We start from the raw sequence: 15,365 nt of genomic DNA, 5'->3' as shown, positions 1-15,365 counted from the left end.
CGTTAGCAGTATCTGAGTCAGTTCAGGGCGTTGGGTTTGGCCAGGCGGAACAGCGCGATGGGCGCGGCAAAGGTGTGACCGTCTTTGGCACGCATACCATAGCTGCCCTCCATGGTACCGACTGGGGTTTCCAGTAGGCAGCCGCTGGTATAGGAGAAGCTGGCGCCGGGCTCCAGTAGCGGCTGTTCGCCTACCACACCGGGACCCTGCACTTCCTTGAGCTCGCCATTGCCGTCAATGATCTTCCAGTGCCGATCAATCAATTGCGCCGCGATGGCCCCCGTATTCTTGATGTGGATCGTATAGGCGAATGCATAACGGCTGGCACTGGGGTCGGATTGCTCGCGCAGGTAGCGACTCTCGACTTTAATCTCGATGGCGTAAGCAGTATGGGTGCTCATTGTATAGTCCTGTCTCTGGCTAACCGATTGGCCAGACGTACGAAACCGGCCAAGTCTATTTGTTCCGGTCGCAGGGTTGGGTCTATGCCTTCAGCCTCAATGCTTTCAGCATTGATCAAGGATTTGAGTGTGTTGCGCAGGGTTTTGCGGCGCTGATTGAATGCCTCGCGAACGACCAGCTCAAGCATGCCGACATCATCAGCCGGGTGCGGCAGTTCTGCATGCGGCGTGAGGCGAACGATAGCCGAGTCGACTTTAGGCGCCGGGCTAAACGCGCCGGAACCGACATCGAACAGGTGCTCTACCTGGCAGTGATACTGCACCATGATGCCCAGACGGCCGTAATGATTCATGCCGGCCCCTGCGGCCAGGCGCTGCACCACTTCTTTCTGCAGCATGAAGTGCATATCGGCGACGCAGTCGGATTGGGCAATCAGGTGAAACATTAGCGGTGTTGAAATGTTATACGGAAGGTTGCCGACAATACGCAGCTTTTGCCCCGTTTCTGCCAGCGCCCGGAAGTCGAACTTCAGCGCATCGCCCTTGTGCAGGGTGAACTGCGGGCTGGCGCCAAAACGGGCCAAGAGCAACGGATGCAGGTCATGATCGAGTTCGACCACATCCAGCTGCGCGCCACTGGCTAACAGGCCTTCGGTAATAGCGCCCTGACCCGGGCCGATTTCTACCAGACGCTGCCCCTCTTTGGGGCTCACGGCACGCAAGATACGGTTGATCACCCCGGCGTCATGCAGGAAATTCTGGCCAAAACGCTTGCGCGCCCGGTGCGGGGCAAACTGATTCATACTGACTCCGTGGCGTCGATCATGTCGATGGCGGTGTTTAATGCAACATTCAGGCTACCGACATCGGCTTTACCGCTGCCGGCAAGATCCAGCGCGGTACCGTGGTCTACCGAGGTGCGGATAATGGGCAGGCCCAGAGTGATATTGACGGCATTGCCGAACCCCTTGTGCTTGAGCACAGGCAGCCCCTGATCGTGATACATGGCGAGCACCGCATCGGCCTGATCCAGATGTTTGGGGGTAAACAGCGTGTCGGCGGGCAAGGGGCCCTGAAGGTTCATGCCTTCAGCTCGCAGCCGCTCCAGCACAGGGGTTATGACATCGATTTCCTCGCTACCCATATGCCCGCCTTCACCCGCGTGGGGATTAAGCCCGCAGACCAGAATACGCGGCGCGGCGATGGCAAATTTCTGCTGCAGATCCTGGTGCAGTATGCGGGTGATCTGTTCCAGCAATGGCTGAGTAATAGCATCCGCGACAGCGCGCAGTGGCAGATGCGTTGTCACCAGCGCCACTCGCAGACCGGGGCAGGCGAGCATCATCACCACCAGCGGCGTACCGGTGAGTTCGGCAAAAAACTCGGTATGCCCCGAGAAACGGATGCCGGCGTCATTGATAATGCCTTTATGCACGGGGGCGGTGACGACGGCGGCAAAATGCCCTGCCTCACACCCGTGGCCCGCCAGGCGCAGGGTATCCAGCACGTAGTGAGCGTTGGCTGGATCGAGCACCCCCGGCTGGCACGGAGCGGCCAGCTTTACGGGCAGAACACTCAACTGGCCAGCGGCCTGAGCAGTGGGAGTGGTGGACGGATCAAAAACGCTCAGTTCGATGTCTAGGCCCAGCAAGCGGGCGCGTGCGTTCAGCAGGTCGGGGTCAGCGATGACTACCCTCTGGTGCTTGCAGGGTTGTATCGCAAGCATCAGACACAAATCCGGGCCAATGCCCGCCGGCTCGCCGGCGGTCAGGGCGATGGCTTTGCAAGACACTATATCTTGATCTCGACATAGGCTTCGTCACGAATTTCCAGCAGCCAGGTCTGCAGTTCCTGCTCGTATTTGCGATTGCGCAACAAGCTCATTGCCTGTTGTTCACGCATCTCGGAGGTCATATCGACGTTGCGACGACCCTGGACTTCCAGGATGTGCCAGCCAAATTCAGACTGAAAGGGTGCGGAAACGGTATTTTCGCTGATCTCGGTCATGACCTCGCGGAACTCGGGCACCATGCTGTCGGGCATAACCCAGTCCAGCGATCCACCGTTCAGGGCAGAGCCCGGGTCTTCGGAAAATGCGCTGGCCAGAGTGGCAAACGACTCGCCATTGCGGATGCGCTCGTAGATGCGCTGAATCAGCTGCGCAGCTTCCTCCTCGGTGCGAATTTCGCTGGGCTTGATCAGTATGTGGCGAACGTCAAACTCTTCTACCATCTGACCTTCACCGCCCCGAGTCTCCAGCAACTTGAGAATATGGAAGCCAGCAGGCGAGCGCAGTGGTTGGGTCACTTCGCCGGTGTCCAGCGCCGCTACGGCGCTAGCGAACGGGCCGGGCAACTGGGCACTGCGGCGCCAGCCAAGCTCGCCGCCTTCCAGCGCTGTATCGCCGCGGGAGCGGGCGACCGCCAGATTGGTGAAATCAGCTCCAGCGTTCAGCTCTTGATAGATATCGTTGGCGGTTTCACCGATCGCGCGGACCTCATCCGGGCTCGCGCTTTCCGGGATCGGCAGCACGATCATCGCCAGGCGGTACTCTTCTGCCGTTTCCAGGCGACCCATTTCCGAGTCGAGGAAGTTGCGCACCTCCTGATCGGAAACCTGGATACGCTCTGCAACGCGGCGCTGACGCACCCGGTTGATGATCATTTCGCGACGAATCTGTTCACGCGCCTGGTCATAGCTAATGCCATCACGCTCGAGTGCCGCGCGGAACTGCTCAGTCGTGACATTGTTGCGCTGGGCCAACTGCTCCATGGTCTGGTTCAGCGTGGCGTCATCGATACGAATGCCGGCACGCTCGCCCATCTGCAGCTGGATGCTTTCGACCACCAGGCGATCAAGCACCTGTTGGCGCAGAACGTCGTCAGGCGGCAGTTGGGTGCCGCGCTCGCGCAGCTGACGTTGCAATTCTTGCATACGTTGATCCAACTGGCTGGCCATGACCACGTCGTTGTCGACGATGGCCGCGACCCGGTCCAGTGGTACCACCTGGGCATGCAGCCCGGTGCTGAAAATCAAGCCTGCGCACAGACTGAGTAAAGCGGGATATAACTTAGAAACTTTTACCTTAAAAACCATTGTTTTCACGCTCTCTGTAACCAGGGATGCCTTGATCGAACAGGCTTTCGACACGGTTGCCGGTGACATTGCCCAATCCCTTGAGCACGATCTGAATGAAAATGCCACGGTTGCTTGAATCGTCAGTCACCGTCTCATATTCGTCGTAGTCTACCCAGTACCGGTTGATGACACGGACCTTATAGCAGCAGCTGTCGTACTCCAGACCACCGAATGCTTCCAGGGTTCGGTCACGGGTGAAATCGTGCTGCCAGCGGGCAATAACGCTCCACTGATTGTTGATTGGCCATATCGTCGACAAGTCTGACTGATCGATACGGTCGTTGGCATTGCGCCTGAAGGTACCAGACAGGGCATCGAAGGTATTGATGTTGTTTCGGAACCGGTAACCCGCGTTGATGATTTTGCGGGGCTCTGGCTGATAGTTGAAAATCGCGCTACCGGCGTCCTCGTTGTTGTTGTCCGGATTCCAGATGACATCGCTGCGGAAGCGCCATGCATCACTCATCTGGTACATGAACTCGCCAGCGTAAGCGGATGTTGATTGCGTTGGATCGGTAGTCGCTCCGGCGCCATCGGGTAGCAGCGCAACATCGCGATCACTTAAGTAAAAGATCTGGCCCAGGCTGCCGCGGATTCGCTCACGCCCAGCGTCATCAAGGAATCTGCTGGTGGCACCCAGGGTGAATTGATTGGCGTCACTTATACGGTCGCTGCCACTGAAGCGGTTGTCGCGGAACAGCGAGCTGTAGCTGAAGGCAAACTCATTTGTGTCAAACAGAGGCTGGTCGCTCTGGTCGCGATAGGGTGCATAGAGATAATAGGCCCGGGGTTCAAACGTCTGCCTGAATGTCTGCCCGAACCAATTCGCTTGCCGATCGAAATACAAACCGCCATCCAGGCTCGCAAGAGGCGTGACGTTGCCCGGGGTTGTTTCAGCGCCGGCGTAGTCAAAGCCGTCATTTCTATCATCGAAGTCGAGGTCATACTGAGTCATAACCGCCTTTACGGTGGGAGTCAGGAAGCCCCAGCTGGTGGTCATCGGGTATTCAAGTGCAGGCGCTGCTACTACGCGGCTGCCGGTGGCCCGCTGCAAGCCAACAAGGCTTTCGTCGGGTTCGCGGATGCCAATATTGGCGTCATCAAACTGAACGCCGTCGCGGCCCGAGAGCAAACCGCTGTTAAGGTCACGGTCAAAGTAGCTGTACTCGGTGCGATAGTTGAACCTTAGGCCAGTGCCGGCTATGCGGTTGGCGCCATCCAGGCGTAGCTGGGGCAGCCGGTCATAGGGCGTGACTGAGGTAATATCAGCCAGCTCGTAGCTATGCACCGCGGCCTCAAAGCGCCAGGTATTGCCCGCGTAGGTGCTGCTGACACGCTGATTGACGTAGGTGTCCGGCCGCGACTCCAACGATGAGTTGAGGTGCTGGAAATAGAAGGGATCGCTGATGTCGCTGTAATCGACATTGGCTCTCCAGCGTGGTGCCAGCAGGTTGTCATGTCGCAGCTGGTACATCCAGCGCGTATCGCCGAATTCGCTGTCATCAAGGTAGGCGGCGTTGATCTGTGACTGGCTCTGCTCGTTCATATGTCGAGCTTCACCCTCCATCAGCAGGCCGCGCTTGCTCATGAAGCGTGGATACAAGGTGGCGTCGTAATTGGGCGCGAGATTGAAATAGTAAGGTACGGTCAGCTCTGAGCCGCTATCGGTGCTGGAGGCAAAGCTTGGGGTCAACAGGCCTGATTTGCGGCGATCATCCAGTGGAAAGTTCATCCAGGGCGTATAAAAAACCGGTACATCCTTGACGCGGAGAGTGACGTGCTTGGCCTCGCCCCAACCCTCTTCGCGATTCAGCTCAATGTCTTTGCTGTGCAATGCCCAGGTGTTTTCGCCAGGCTCGCAGGTGGTGTAGGTCCCGTCGGTCATGACAATCACTGCGTCATCACGGCGCATCAGCTTGGTTGCAGTGCCCCGCGCACGTGATTCATGCACGACGTAACGCACTTGGTCGATGCGAGTTTCACCGGTATCGATCTGCATCCGTGCGCTGTCGCCCAGAACCAGCACTCCCTGGTCGCGCAGGCGGACATTGCCATCCAGCACAATCAGATTATTGGCTTGATCGAAGCTGGCCTGATTCGACTGAGCCTGCAGGCGGCCCTGTTGCAACAGGACGTCACCTTCCAGCGTGCCGGTCTGACTGCCCTGCTCAAAACTGCTGGAGTCCGCGGCAGCGGAAACGGGCAGCTCATTAAAGGGCGTTTCGTTATCGCGGCCTTCGCGTTCGGGCTCCACATACATGCCGCCGCAATAGGGCGCGATGGCTGCCTGCTGTTCGCTGCTGAGCTGCTCGCGGGGAACCCAGTCCAGCTCGCTGTAGTCACCCGTTACAGCAGGGCGGCTGGCAGGGGTCGCCGCGGTGACGCTTTCAGGCGCTTCGACTGGCGCGGGTTCTGTCGCGCGCGGCGCTGGCTGCACTGCCTGAGCCGGCCGGGGCGGCAACGCCGCCGGGGCGGACATCGGGGAGCAATCCCAGCCAGCGCCGCTGCTGCTGGCGCGGCATTCAACCTGATTAGCGGCCACGCTGCTCAAGGGCTGGGCTAACAGCAAGCCACTGACCAGCAACATGGGAAAGGTAGGGCGAAACGGTGGTGTGCGGTAGGCCATTGTATGTTTGTCCGGGCTTCCAGTCGGTGCGCGCAACGCTTGTGCGAGAAGAATGCTATATGCATGCTGCGAGTAATCAGCAAGATAGGGGATAATAAAGCATTGTAGGACGCCAGAGCCAGCGTCCGTCTGAATGGGATGGAAATGATGGATTCTAGAAAAGCACAGCTGCACGCCTGGTTGCCCTCGCAATTGGCTCAGACCTACGCCACGCTGGGCTGGGGTGAGGTCGGCTCGGGCGAGCTGTCGGCGGCCAGTGCGGATGCCAGCTTCCGCCGATATTTTCGTTGGGTGGATGGTTCGCGCAGCATTATCGTGATGGATGCCCCGCCAGAGCAGGAGGATTCTGCACCTTTTGTCAGAATAGCCGCGCTGCTGGCAGAAGCGGGAGTGCGCACGCCGCAAATATATAGCGCCGACCTGCAGAAGGGTTTTTTGCTTCTGGAAGATATGGGTGCCAGTACCTACCTGCAGAGCATTCAACAGGGAATCGACGACGCCACCATCGAGCAACTGTATGCAACTGCGATCACCACGCTGGTGCGTTGGCAGCAAGCCAGTCGGCCGGGGGTATTGGCCGACTACGACGAAACTATCTTGCGCCGAGAACTGCAGTTGTTTCCCGACTGGTATGTCAGTCGGCATCTGCAGCGTCAATTCAGCAGCGCCGAAGAGCAAGACTGGCAAGCACTGTGCAGTCTGGTCCTCGACAGCAATCTGGCCGAGCCGCAGGTGTTCGTGCACCGAGATTATATGCCGCGCAATCTGATGACCGCCGACGGTGAGCCGGGCGTGCTTGATTTTCAGGATGCGCTTTACGGCCCTTTGAGCTACGACGTTACCTCGCTGTTGGCTGATGCCTTCTTTACCCTGCCGCTGAGTCAGCGCGAAGCCTGGTTGGAGCGTTATTGGCAGCAGGCTCGCGAGGCCGGCTTGCCGATGCCAGCTGATTTCCAGACCTTTCGGGCGCAATCCAGATTAATGGGCGTGCAGCGCCACCTGAAAGTGTTAGGTATTTTTGCGCGCATCAATTACCGCGATGGCAAAGCCCATTATTTGAGCGATACGCCGCGTTTCGTCGGATACCTGCGCGAAGCCTGCGCCCAAGATCATCGGCTGGCGCCACTTGAGCGTCTGCTGGACAGCCTGGGTTTGCACGCATGAAAGCGATGATTCTGGCCGCCGGCAAAGGTGAGCGCATGCGTCCCCTGACCCTGCATACCCCCAAGCCCCTGCTTCCGGTAGCAGGTAAGCCTTTGATCCAATGGCATATGGAAGGCTTGAGGCAGGCGGGGGTGACCGATCTGGTGATTAATCACGCCTGGTTGGGCGAGCAGCTGGAGGCGCATTTTGCTGACGGAGCGGCCCTGGATGTGACGATTAAATGGTCCCCGGAAGGCGAGCCGCTGGAGACCGGCGGGGGTATATTCAAGGCATTGCCGTTGCTGGGTGACCAGCCGTTCGTGCTGGTGAACGGCGACATATGGACCCCATTCGAGTTCGCTGGTTTACAGCTGCCGGCGGGCAAGCTCGCGCATTTGGTGCTGGTAGATAATCCCTCCTTCAAGACCCAGGGTGATTTCGTGCTGGTGCAGGGTGACGTACGCAACCCCTCTGGTTCGGCGCAGGCGCTCACGTATTCCGGGCTAGCGGTGCTGCATCCGCAGTTGTTCGAGGGTCAGCAAGGTGGTGCCTTTGCTTTGGCGCCGCTGCTGCGCCAGGCCGCCGACGCTGGTCGGGTGAGTGGCGAGTATTTCGCCGGCCCCTGGGTTGATGTGGGCACGCCCGAACGCCTGGCGGATGCCAGTCGCCTGGCCCAGGGAGCCTGACGCCTGTGCTGTGGCCGGTGACGGTAATCGGTGCGGCGCTGGGCGGCAGCATTGGCGGCGTATCTGGCGGCATTTTTGGCGCTGTACTGGGGCATGCGCTGGATCGTCACTGGCAGTTGCAGCGCTGGAGCGATCTACCGAGGCGCTGCCGCGAGTTGCTGGGCAGAGAAGCAAGTTTCGAACAGGTGCTGTTTCTTTGCCTGGGCCGGCTAGCCAAGGCTGACGGCCGAGTCTTGCCTGCGCATCTGCAGTTGGCTCGGGACTTGATGCAGCAATACCGCTTTGATGACGCTGCGCGCTTGCAGGCCATGCAGTGGTTCAATCAGGGCAAGTTGCCGAGCAAGCGGCTGACGCCGCTGGTGCGGCGACTACTCAAGCGTGAGCCCGCCCGGATCGCCGAGTTGCTTGACTGCTGCTGGCGGATGGCGTTGGCCGATGGCGTGCTCGGGCCGCAGGAACGGGCGCTGCTGGATGAGTGGGGTGGCCAGGCCGGAATGGGTCGGGCAGAGCAGCAGCGTATGCATCAACGGCACCAGCGGGGCTATTCCCGCAGTGATTCCGGGTCAGCTGGAGCTGGCAGCCAGTCCGGCGTGGGCAGTGCTCCGGTGGCTAATCGAGACCGTTTAAAGGAAGCCGCCAGCCTGCTGGAAGTCGGTCTGGATGCGCCGCCTGAGCAGATCAAGCGCGCCTACAGGCGGCAGCTTAGCCGGCATCATCCGGACAAACTGATTGCCCGTGGCGGCAGTGAGCGCGACCCCGGGCTGGCCGGCGAACGCATCCATCTTATTCAGGAGGCCTACGAGCTGATCAAGCGTTACCGGGGGTTTCGCTAAGCGCACGTTTCAGCCATCCGCCAACGCGCTTGATGAGCATCTGCTGTTTCAGATCAGAGTGCCCGCTTTGCGGCCAGATAAGTTGCTGGTAGCGGTTATGAGCCAGGCGCCTGGCTTGCAGTTTGCGCGCTTCAGCGTGTTCGGCGGGAGATATGAGGATATCGTAGGTGGGCCCGGCCCACTGCTCAAGCAGCAGCGTGCTGGTTGTTTCGCCCTCGGCGTTGTGCGGTAGCTCCTGCAATATCAATGCGGCCGTCGGCGGGCTGCCTGTCTCCGCCGCAGCGATCAGCGCCCAGAGCGCACCTTCGCCGCGACCCAGCAGCACGATGGGCAGATTCTTGTCCGCTCCGCCTTCAGCCTCCAGCACTTGCCTCGCCGCCTGAATCCGCGCCAATACCTGGGTTCGATACTGCAGCTCTTGGCTCGTGCTCTGCTCATCGCCCAGGCCGGGCTCGGCGGAGCCGCGCTCAGGCAAGCTGATGGCCAACGTGTGCCAGCCCTCGGCGCTTAGCTGGCGCCGGGCTGGGCCAATCAGCACCGGCCAGTCGGCGTGCTCATCCTGTCCCGCAATAAGAATAATACTGCCCAGGGCTTTGGGCCGCGCAGCAGGAAGAAACAACCCCAGAAAAGCTTGGTCGTCGATGTCCAGGCGCCGCTGTTGAGTAGCTGGGAGCAGTCTTTCCAGACTTTGTTCCTGTACCTTGCTGCGGCTGGGTGCGCTTGCGGTGTCCGTTGTGGCGGTGTCTGTGGGTGCCAGGGGTTCAGCATCGGATTCCTGAGCGCACGCCATTGATGCCATGGCGAGCGTCAGCGCCAGGCCAGCCCAGAGCCTCTTTGCGGGTAGACAGAGCAGAGGTGATGAATGTTGCATAAGCTGGCGTCCCTGGGCATTTCCTCCGAGTATAACAGGGCAGCGCGGGCCTGCTTGGGGTAGACTATGGCCGTTCCGAATTCACTGCTGAGGTCCGTCATGCCTGATTATGCGATTGCCCCTTCGATCCTGTCCGCCGACTTCGCCCGCCTTGGCGAGGAGGTCGACAAGGTGCTGGCCGCCGGTGCCGATATTGTCCACTTCGACGTGATGGACAACCATTACGTACCCAACCTGACAATTGGCCCGATGGTCTGCAGCGCATTGCGCAAATACGGCATTACCGCACCCATCGATGTGCACTTGATGGTCAAGCCGGTGGATCGCATCATCGGTGATTTCCTCGAAGCAGGTGCCTCTTTTATTACCTTCCACCCGGAGGCTAGCGAGCATATCGACCGCTCGCTGCAACTGATTCGTGAAGGGGGTGCCAAGGCCGGGCTGGTATTCAATCCGGCTACCTCGCTGGACAGCCTCAAGTACGTGATGGACAAGGTCGACATGGTGCTCCTGATGAGCGTCAACCCGGGCTTCGGCGGACAGAAATTCATCCCCGGCACGCTGGACAAGCTGCGTGAGGCGCGTGCGTTGATTGATGCCAGCGGCCGCGATATTCGCCTGGAAGTCGACGGCGGCGTCAGCGAGCAGAATATTCGCCAGATCGCCGAAGCGGGTGCCGACACCTTTGTCGCCGGCTCGGCGATTTTCAATAAGCCCGATTACAAGGCGGTGATCGACCGCATGCGTGCCGAGCTGGCCCAGGTCGCACGCTGATGTTGGAGCAGTTGTTCGGCGGACGGCTGCCGAAGCTGGTGATCTTCGATCTGGACGGCACGCTGCTTGACTCGGTGCCGGACCTGGCTAGCGCCATCGATAGTATGTTGCTTGACCTTGGTCGCCCGGCTGCGGGTATCGAGCGCGTACGCGATTGGGTGGGCAATGGTTCTGCGGTACTGGTGCGGCGCGCGCTGGCCGGATCCATCGAGTATGCCAGCGTCGATGAGCAAGAGGCCGAGTTGGCGCATCAGGTTTTTTTGCAGGCGTATTCCGGTGGCCACGCACTGACCGGTGTCTACCCTGGGGTAATGGCTTTTCTCGATGCCCTTAAAACGCGGGGCATTGCGATGGCGGTAGCGACCAACAAGCCGGAACGCTTTGTTGCGCCGCTACTGGAAGAGAAGGGTATGCTGGGTTATTTCGATTGGCTGGTGGGCGGCGATACGCTGCCGGTGCAAAAGCCCGATCCCGCCGCCCTGCACTGGATCATGCAAAAGGCGGGCGTGGCGGTTGCGGATACGCTCTTTATTGGTGACTCACGCAATGACGTGTTGGCCGGTCAGGCGGCCGGAGTGAAAGTGGTGGCGGTCAGTTATGGCTATAACCATGGCCGCCCGGTCAGCCTGGAAAACCCGGATTTGCTGGTTGATTCACTCGACGTGCTCATATAACCTTTCGGTGTTCCCACACCTTACCAAGACGGATCAGCCGTGTTTGTCAGCAACCGCAAACTGATGAGAGTGATCAAGGCCCTCGCCCGCTGGCGTTGGCGCACCTGATTCTGCCTGCCTGCGTCTAGCGCGGGCCTCCTGTGTTTGTGTGACAATTTCCCGCCCCATGAGGCTGATCATGACCCGAGAAGAATTTCTAAGCCTGGCTGCCCAGGACTTTAATCGTGTACCCGTGGTACGCGAAGTGCTGGCGGACCTGGATACACCGCTGTCGACCTACCTGAAACTGGCTGACGCCCCCTATTCCTACCTGCTGGAATCGGTACAGGGCGGCGAGAAATGGGGCCGTTACTCGATCCTTGGCTTGCCCGCCCGTACGGTGCTGCGCGTCTATGGCCATAGCGTGCATGTGCTGGTTGATGGCGTCGAAACCGAACAGCATGATTGTGCCGATCCGCTGGCCTTTGTCGAAGAGTTCAAGGCACGTTATCGCGTGCCGAGCATTCCCGGTCTACCGCGTTTCAATGGTGGGTTGGTTGGCTATTTTGGCTATGACTGTGTTCGGTACGTCGAGCCACGGCTGGCGCATTGCCCCAATCCCGATCCGCTGGGTAACCCGGACATCCTGTTGATGGTCTCGGACGAGGTGGTGGTATTCGACAATCTGGCGGGCAAGCTGCACGCCATCGTCCTCGCCGATCCGGCAGACGACAGCGCTTTCGATGGCGCCAACGCCCGCTTGGAACAGATACTCGACAAGCTGCGCCAGCCGCTCGCCCAGCGCAAACCGCTGTCGCTGGACAATCCGCCCGACCGCGACCTGGATTACCGTGCCAGTTTCACTCGCGAGGATTACGAGCGCGCAGTGGATACCGTCAAGGAATACATTCTTGCCGGTGACTGCATGCAGGTGGTGCCCTCGCAGCGCATGAGTATCGATTTCAAGGCCGAGCCCATTGATCTGTACCGGGCGCTGCGCAGCCAGAACCCCACGCCTTATATGTACTTCTTCAACTTTGGCGATTTCCATGTGGTCGGCAGCTCGCCCGAGGTGCTGGTGCGCGTGGAAGAGGGTGAAGTGACCGTGCGGCCCATCGCCGGTACGCGCCCACGTGGCGCCACCGAAGAGGCCGATCACGCCCTGGAAGTGGATCTACTCTCTGATGCCAAGGAAATCGCTGAGCATTTGATGCTGATTGATCTGGGCCGCAATGACGTGGGCCGCGTAGCGCAGATTGGCAAGGTGCAGGTAACCGAGAAGATGGTTATCGAGCGCTACTCGAACGTGATGCACATCGTTTCCAACGTGAAGGGCCAATTGCTGGGTAATCTGAACGCGATGGATGCGCTGCGCGCGATCCTGCCCGCGGGCACGCTGTCGGGAGCGCCAAAGATCCGCGCGATGGAAATCATCGACGAGCTGGAGCCGGTCAAACGTGGCGTCTATGGCGGTGCGGTGGGTTACTGGGCGTGGAACGGCAATATGGACACCGCAATTGCGATCCGCACCGCCGTGATCAAGAACGGCGAGCTGCACGTGCAGGCCGGTGGCGGGATTGTTGCCGACTCGGTGCCCGCGCTGGAGTGGGAAGAGACCATCAATAAGCGTCGTGCAATGTTCCGGGCTGTGGCCCTGGCCGAACAGTCAGTCGAGTGAGGGAAAAGACATGTTATTGATGATCGACAACTATGATTCCTTCACCTACAACGTGGTGCAGTACCTGGGCGAGCTGGGTGCCGAGGTCAAGGTTATCCGCAACGATGAGCTCAGCGTGGCCGAAATCGAAGCCCTGCAGCCTGAGCGTATTGTCATTTCACCCGGCCCTTGTACACCGAATGAGGCGGGCGTATCGGTGGCGGTGCTGCGGCATTTCGCCGGCAAGCTGCCGATCCTGGGTATCTGCCTCGGCCATCAGGCGATAGGTCAGGCCTTTGGCGGCGAAGTTATTCGCGCGCGCCAGGTCATGCACGGCAAGACCAGCCCGGTATTTCACGAGCACCAGGGTGTTTTTGCCCGGCTGGATAATCCACTTACCGTAACTCGCTATCACTCCTTGGTGGTGCGTCGCGAGCCACTGCCGGACTGCCTGGAAATCACCGCCTGGACCCAGCTCGAAGACGGCTCGATTGATGAGATCATGGGTGTGCGTCACCGTGAGTACATGATCGAAGGCGTGCAGTTTCACCCCGAGTCGATTCTGACCGACCAGGGACACGAGCTGCTGGACAACTTCCTCAAACAACAGGGCGGCCTGCGCGGCTAAGCGGACAAGGAGCGAACATGGATATCAAGACAGCGCTGGCGCGCGTGGTCGAGCAGATCGACCTGAGTACCGAAGAAATGCGCGAGGTCATGCGCGACATCATGACCGGGCAATGCACCGATGCGCAGATTGGCGCCTTTCTGGTCGGCCTGCGCATGAAGGGTGAAAGCATTGATGAAATCACCGGCGCGGCCATGGTCATGCGTGAGCTGGCCTCTGGCGTGAAGGTTAGTGGTGAGCGGGTGGTGGATACCTGCGGCACTGGCGGCGATGGCGCGAACATTTTCAACGTATCCACGGCGGCGGCGCTGGTCGTTGCAGCGGCGGGTGGCAAGGTCGCCAAACACGGCAACCGCGCGGTGTCCGGCAAGAGCGGTAGTGCTGATCTACTGGAAGCTGCCGGCGTCAACTTGGCGCTGACGCCGGAGCAGGTCGGGCGTTGCGTCGAGGCGGTCGGCGTCGGCTTCATGTTTGCGCCGGCGCATCACAGTGCAATGAAACACGCGGTCGGCCCGCGCAAGGAGCTGGGCTTGCGCACCCTTTTCAATATGCTCGGGCCGATGACCAACCCCGCCGGGGTCAAGCATCAGGTTATCGGGGTGTTCACCGACAAGCTCTGCCGGCCCATGGCCGAGGTGCTCAAGCGTTTGGGCAGTGAGCACGTGCTGGTGGTCAGCGCCCGCGACGGTCTGGATGAAGTCAGCCTGGCGGCGCCGACCCATGTGGCTGAACTGAAGAACGGCGAAGTGCACGAGTATGATATAAGCCCCGAAGAGCTGGGCATTCCCAGCCGCAGCCTGATTGGCCTGAGTGTGAATGATGCGGCTGGATCCCTGGCGCTGATCAATGACGCGCTAGGTAAACGCAAGACCGAGGCCGGAGAGAAGGCCGCAGACATGATCATTCTCAATGCTGGCGCAGCACTGTATGCCAGTGATCAGGCCTCCACTTTCCTGGAAGGAGTGCAACTGGCCTCTGATGCCCTGCACTCCGGTCTGGCTCGCGAAAAGCTCAATGAGCTGATCGCCTTTACCGAGATATTTCGCGAGGAAGCTGCACAATGAGTGTGCCAACGATTCTGCAGAACATCATTGCGCGCAAGCATGAGGAGGTGGCCGAGCGCCGACCTCGCGTCAGCGTCCAGGAGCTTGAGCGCCTCGCCGCTGCCGCTGAGCCGCCGCGCGGTTTTGCTGCGGCATTGCAGCGCTGCGCTGAGGCCCGCAGGCCCGGTGTGATCGCCGAGATCAAGAAAGCCTCGCCGAGCAAGGGTGTGCTGCGTGAGGATTTCGACCCTGCAGAGATTGCCCGCAGCTACGAGCTGGGTGGCGCAGCCTGTTTGTCCGTGCTGACCGATGTCGACTTCTTTCAAGGCCATGACGACTATCTGCGCGCCGCACGCGCAGCCTGTAGCCTGCCGGTGATCCGCAAGGACTTCCTGATTGATCCGTATCAGGTGCTGGAAGCCAGGGCGATGGGTGCTGACTGCATTCTGCTGATTGTCTCGGCACTGGATGACGGACTGATGGCCGAGCTGGCCGCCGAAGCGCGGCGTCTGAAGTTGGACGTACTGGTCGAAGTGCACGACGGCGATGAGCTACAGCGAGCGCTGCGCCTGGATACGCCGCTGATTGGCATCAATAACCGTAACCTGCATACTTTTGACGTCACGCTAGTAACCACCCTGGATCTTCTGCCCCGAGTACCTGGCGACAGGTTGCTGGTGACGGAGAGTGGTCTGCTCTCACGCGCTGATGTGGATCTGATGCTGGCTCACGATGTGTACGGCTTCCTGGTCGGTGAAGCCTTTATGCGGGCAGCCGATCCAGGGGCGGAGCTCAAACGACTGTTTTTCTGAGCCTATTTTCTGAGCGTCAGTAGTGCCCAACAATGGCCCCAATATAGAGGGCCATTTTTTTGCGTTCTCGAGAAAGCTATCTGTTTACCGGATGATTCAG

The 15,365-nt window shown here is 59.8% G+C and carries 14 protein-coding genes and 1 pseudogene; 9 read left to right on the top strand and 6 right to left on the bottom strand.

Annotated elements, in window-relative coordinates; all coding sequences use genetic code 11:
• Nucleotides 1–17: 17 nt before the first annotated feature.
• Genes apaG through DT594_RS10350 form a run of 5 tightly spaced genes read right to left on the bottom strand, consistent with a single transcriptional unit; the run spans nucleotide 18 to nucleotide 6,165 of the window.
• The gene (gene apaG / locus DT594_RS10370) at nucleotides 18–401 is read right to left on the bottom strand and encodes a Co2+/Mg2+ efflux protein ApaG (protein ID WP_149332588.1); all 384 of its coding nucleotides are present in this window, start codon (nucleotides 399–401) and stop codon (nucleotides 18–20) included.
• The gene (gene rsmA / locus DT594_RS10365; RefSeq protein WP_149332587.1) at nucleotides 398–1,204 is read right to left on the bottom strand and encodes a 16S rRNA (adenine(1518)-N(6)/adenine(1519)-N(6))-dimethyltransferase RsmA; all 807 of its coding nucleotides are present in this window, start codon (nucleotides 1,202–1,204) and stop codon (nucleotides 398–400) included. Before rsmA ends, apaG begins: the two co-directional genes overlap by 4 nt.
• Nucleotides 1,201–2,193: a 4-hydroxythreonine-4-phosphate dehydrogenase PdxA gene (gene pdxA, locus DT594_RS10360; protein ID WP_149332586.1), complete on the bottom strand. Its 993-nt coding sequence runs from the start codon at nucleotides 2,191–2,193 to the stop codon at nucleotides 1,201–1,203. Before pdxA ends, rsmA begins: the two co-directional genes overlap by 4 nt.
• A complete protein-coding gene (locus DT594_RS10355; protein ID WP_149332585.1) occupies nucleotides 2,193–3,497 on the bottom strand; it encodes a peptidylprolyl isomerase in 1,305 nt (434 codons plus the stop codon). The genes pdxA and DT594_RS10355 overlap by 1 nt, the downstream gene beginning before the upstream one ends.
• Complete coding sequence (locus DT594_RS10350; RefSeq protein ID WP_149332584.1) at nucleotides 3,487–6,165, bottom strand: LPS-assembly protein LptD; 2,679 nt, start codon at nucleotides 6,163–6,165, stop codon at nucleotides 3,487–3,489. Before DT594_RS10350 ends, DT594_RS10355 begins: the two co-directional genes overlap by 11 nt.
• Before the next feature lie 138 nt (nucleotides 6,166–6,303).
• Between DT594_RS10350 and DT594_RS10345 the strand changes: the two genes are divergently transcribed.
• The 3 genes from DT594_RS10345 to djlA are packed head-to-tail and all read left to right on the top strand — an operon-like array spanning nucleotide 6,304 to nucleotide 8,827.
• Entirely contained in the window at nucleotides 6,304–7,329 is a 1,026-nt protein-coding gene (locus DT594_RS10345; RefSeq protein WP_149332583.1) for an aminoglycoside phosphotransferase family protein, read from the top strand.
• On the top strand, nucleotides 7,326–7,994 hold the full coding sequence (gene murU / locus DT594_RS10340) for an N-acetylmuramate alpha-1-phosphate uridylyltransferase MurU (RefSeq protein WP_149332582.1): 669 nt from the start codon (nucleotides 7,326–7,328) through the stop codon (nucleotides 7,992–7,994). Before DT594_RS10345 ends, murU begins: the two co-directional genes overlap by 4 nt.
• Before the next feature lie 5 nt (nucleotides 7,995–7,999).
• Nucleotides 8,000–8,827 (top strand): co-chaperone DjlA, encoded by an 828-nt coding sequence (djlA, locus tag DT594_RS10335; RefSeq protein WP_178091499.1) that lies wholly within the window; start codon nucleotides 8,000–8,002, stop codon nucleotides 8,825–8,827.
• Here djlA and DT594_RS10330 read toward each other — a convergent pair.
• Nucleotides 8,802–9,698: a DUF3530 family protein gene (locus tag DT594_RS10330; protein ID WP_149332580.1), complete on the bottom strand. Its 897-nt coding sequence runs from the start codon at nucleotides 9,696–9,698 to the stop codon at nucleotides 8,802–8,804. The genes djlA and DT594_RS10330 overlap by 26 nt on opposite strands.
• 99 nt (nucleotides 9,699–9,797) lie before the next feature.
• On the opposite strand from DT594_RS10330, the gene rpe reads away from it, so the two are divergent.
• From rpe to trpC, 6 genes and pseudogenes are all read left to right on the top strand, one after another.
• Nucleotides 9,798–10,472: a ribulose-phosphate 3-epimerase gene (gene rpe, locus DT594_RS10325; RefSeq protein WP_149332579.1), complete on the top strand. Its 675-nt coding sequence runs from the start codon at nucleotides 9,798–9,800 to the stop codon at nucleotides 10,470–10,472.
• Nucleotides 10,472–11,254, top strand: a pseudogene (locus DT594_RS10320) (phosphoglycolate phosphatase). The gene rpe and the pseudogene DT594_RS10320 overlap by 1 nt, the downstream one beginning before the upstream one ends.
• A gap of 70 nt (nucleotides 11,255–11,324) precedes the next feature.
• Nucleotides 11,325–12,803, top strand: coding sequence for an anthranilate synthase component I (gene trpE, locus DT594_RS10315; RefSeq protein ID WP_149332577.1), 1,479 nt, complete (start codon nucleotides 11,325–11,327; stop codon nucleotides 12,801–12,803).
• Between the two features lie 10 nt (nucleotides 12,804–12,813).
• Nucleotides 12,814–13,410, top strand: a complete 597-nt coding sequence (locus tag DT594_RS10310) for an aminodeoxychorismate/anthranilate synthase component II (RefSeq protein ID WP_149332576.1) — start codon at nucleotides 12,814–12,816, stop codon at nucleotides 13,408–13,410.
• Between the two features lie 17 nt (nucleotides 13,411–13,427).
• The gene (gene trpD / locus DT594_RS10305) at nucleotides 13,428–14,474 is read left to right on the top strand and encodes an anthranilate phosphoribosyltransferase (RefSeq protein ID WP_149332575.1); all 1,047 of its coding nucleotides are present in this window, start codon (nucleotides 13,428–13,430) and stop codon (nucleotides 14,472–14,474) included.
• On the top strand, nucleotides 14,471–15,265 hold the full coding sequence (trpC, locus tag DT594_RS10300; RefSeq protein ID WP_149332574.1) for an indole-3-glycerol phosphate synthase TrpC: 795 nt from the start codon (nucleotides 14,471–14,473) through the stop codon (nucleotides 15,263–15,265). The genes trpD and trpC overlap by 4 nt, the downstream gene beginning before the upstream one ends.
• Nucleotides 15,266–15,365 lie beyond the last annotated feature (100 nt).

It is taken from the genome of Halopseudomonas laoshanensis, from assembly GCF_008365385.1.
Taxonomy (GTDB): Bacteria; Pseudomonadota; Gammaproteobacteria; order Pseudomonadales; family Pseudomonadaceae; genus Halopseudomonas; species Halopseudomonas laoshanensis.
The sequence above is the reverse complement of the archived record's forward strand: the minus strand, read 5'-3'. Positions and strand labels throughout refer to the sequence as shown.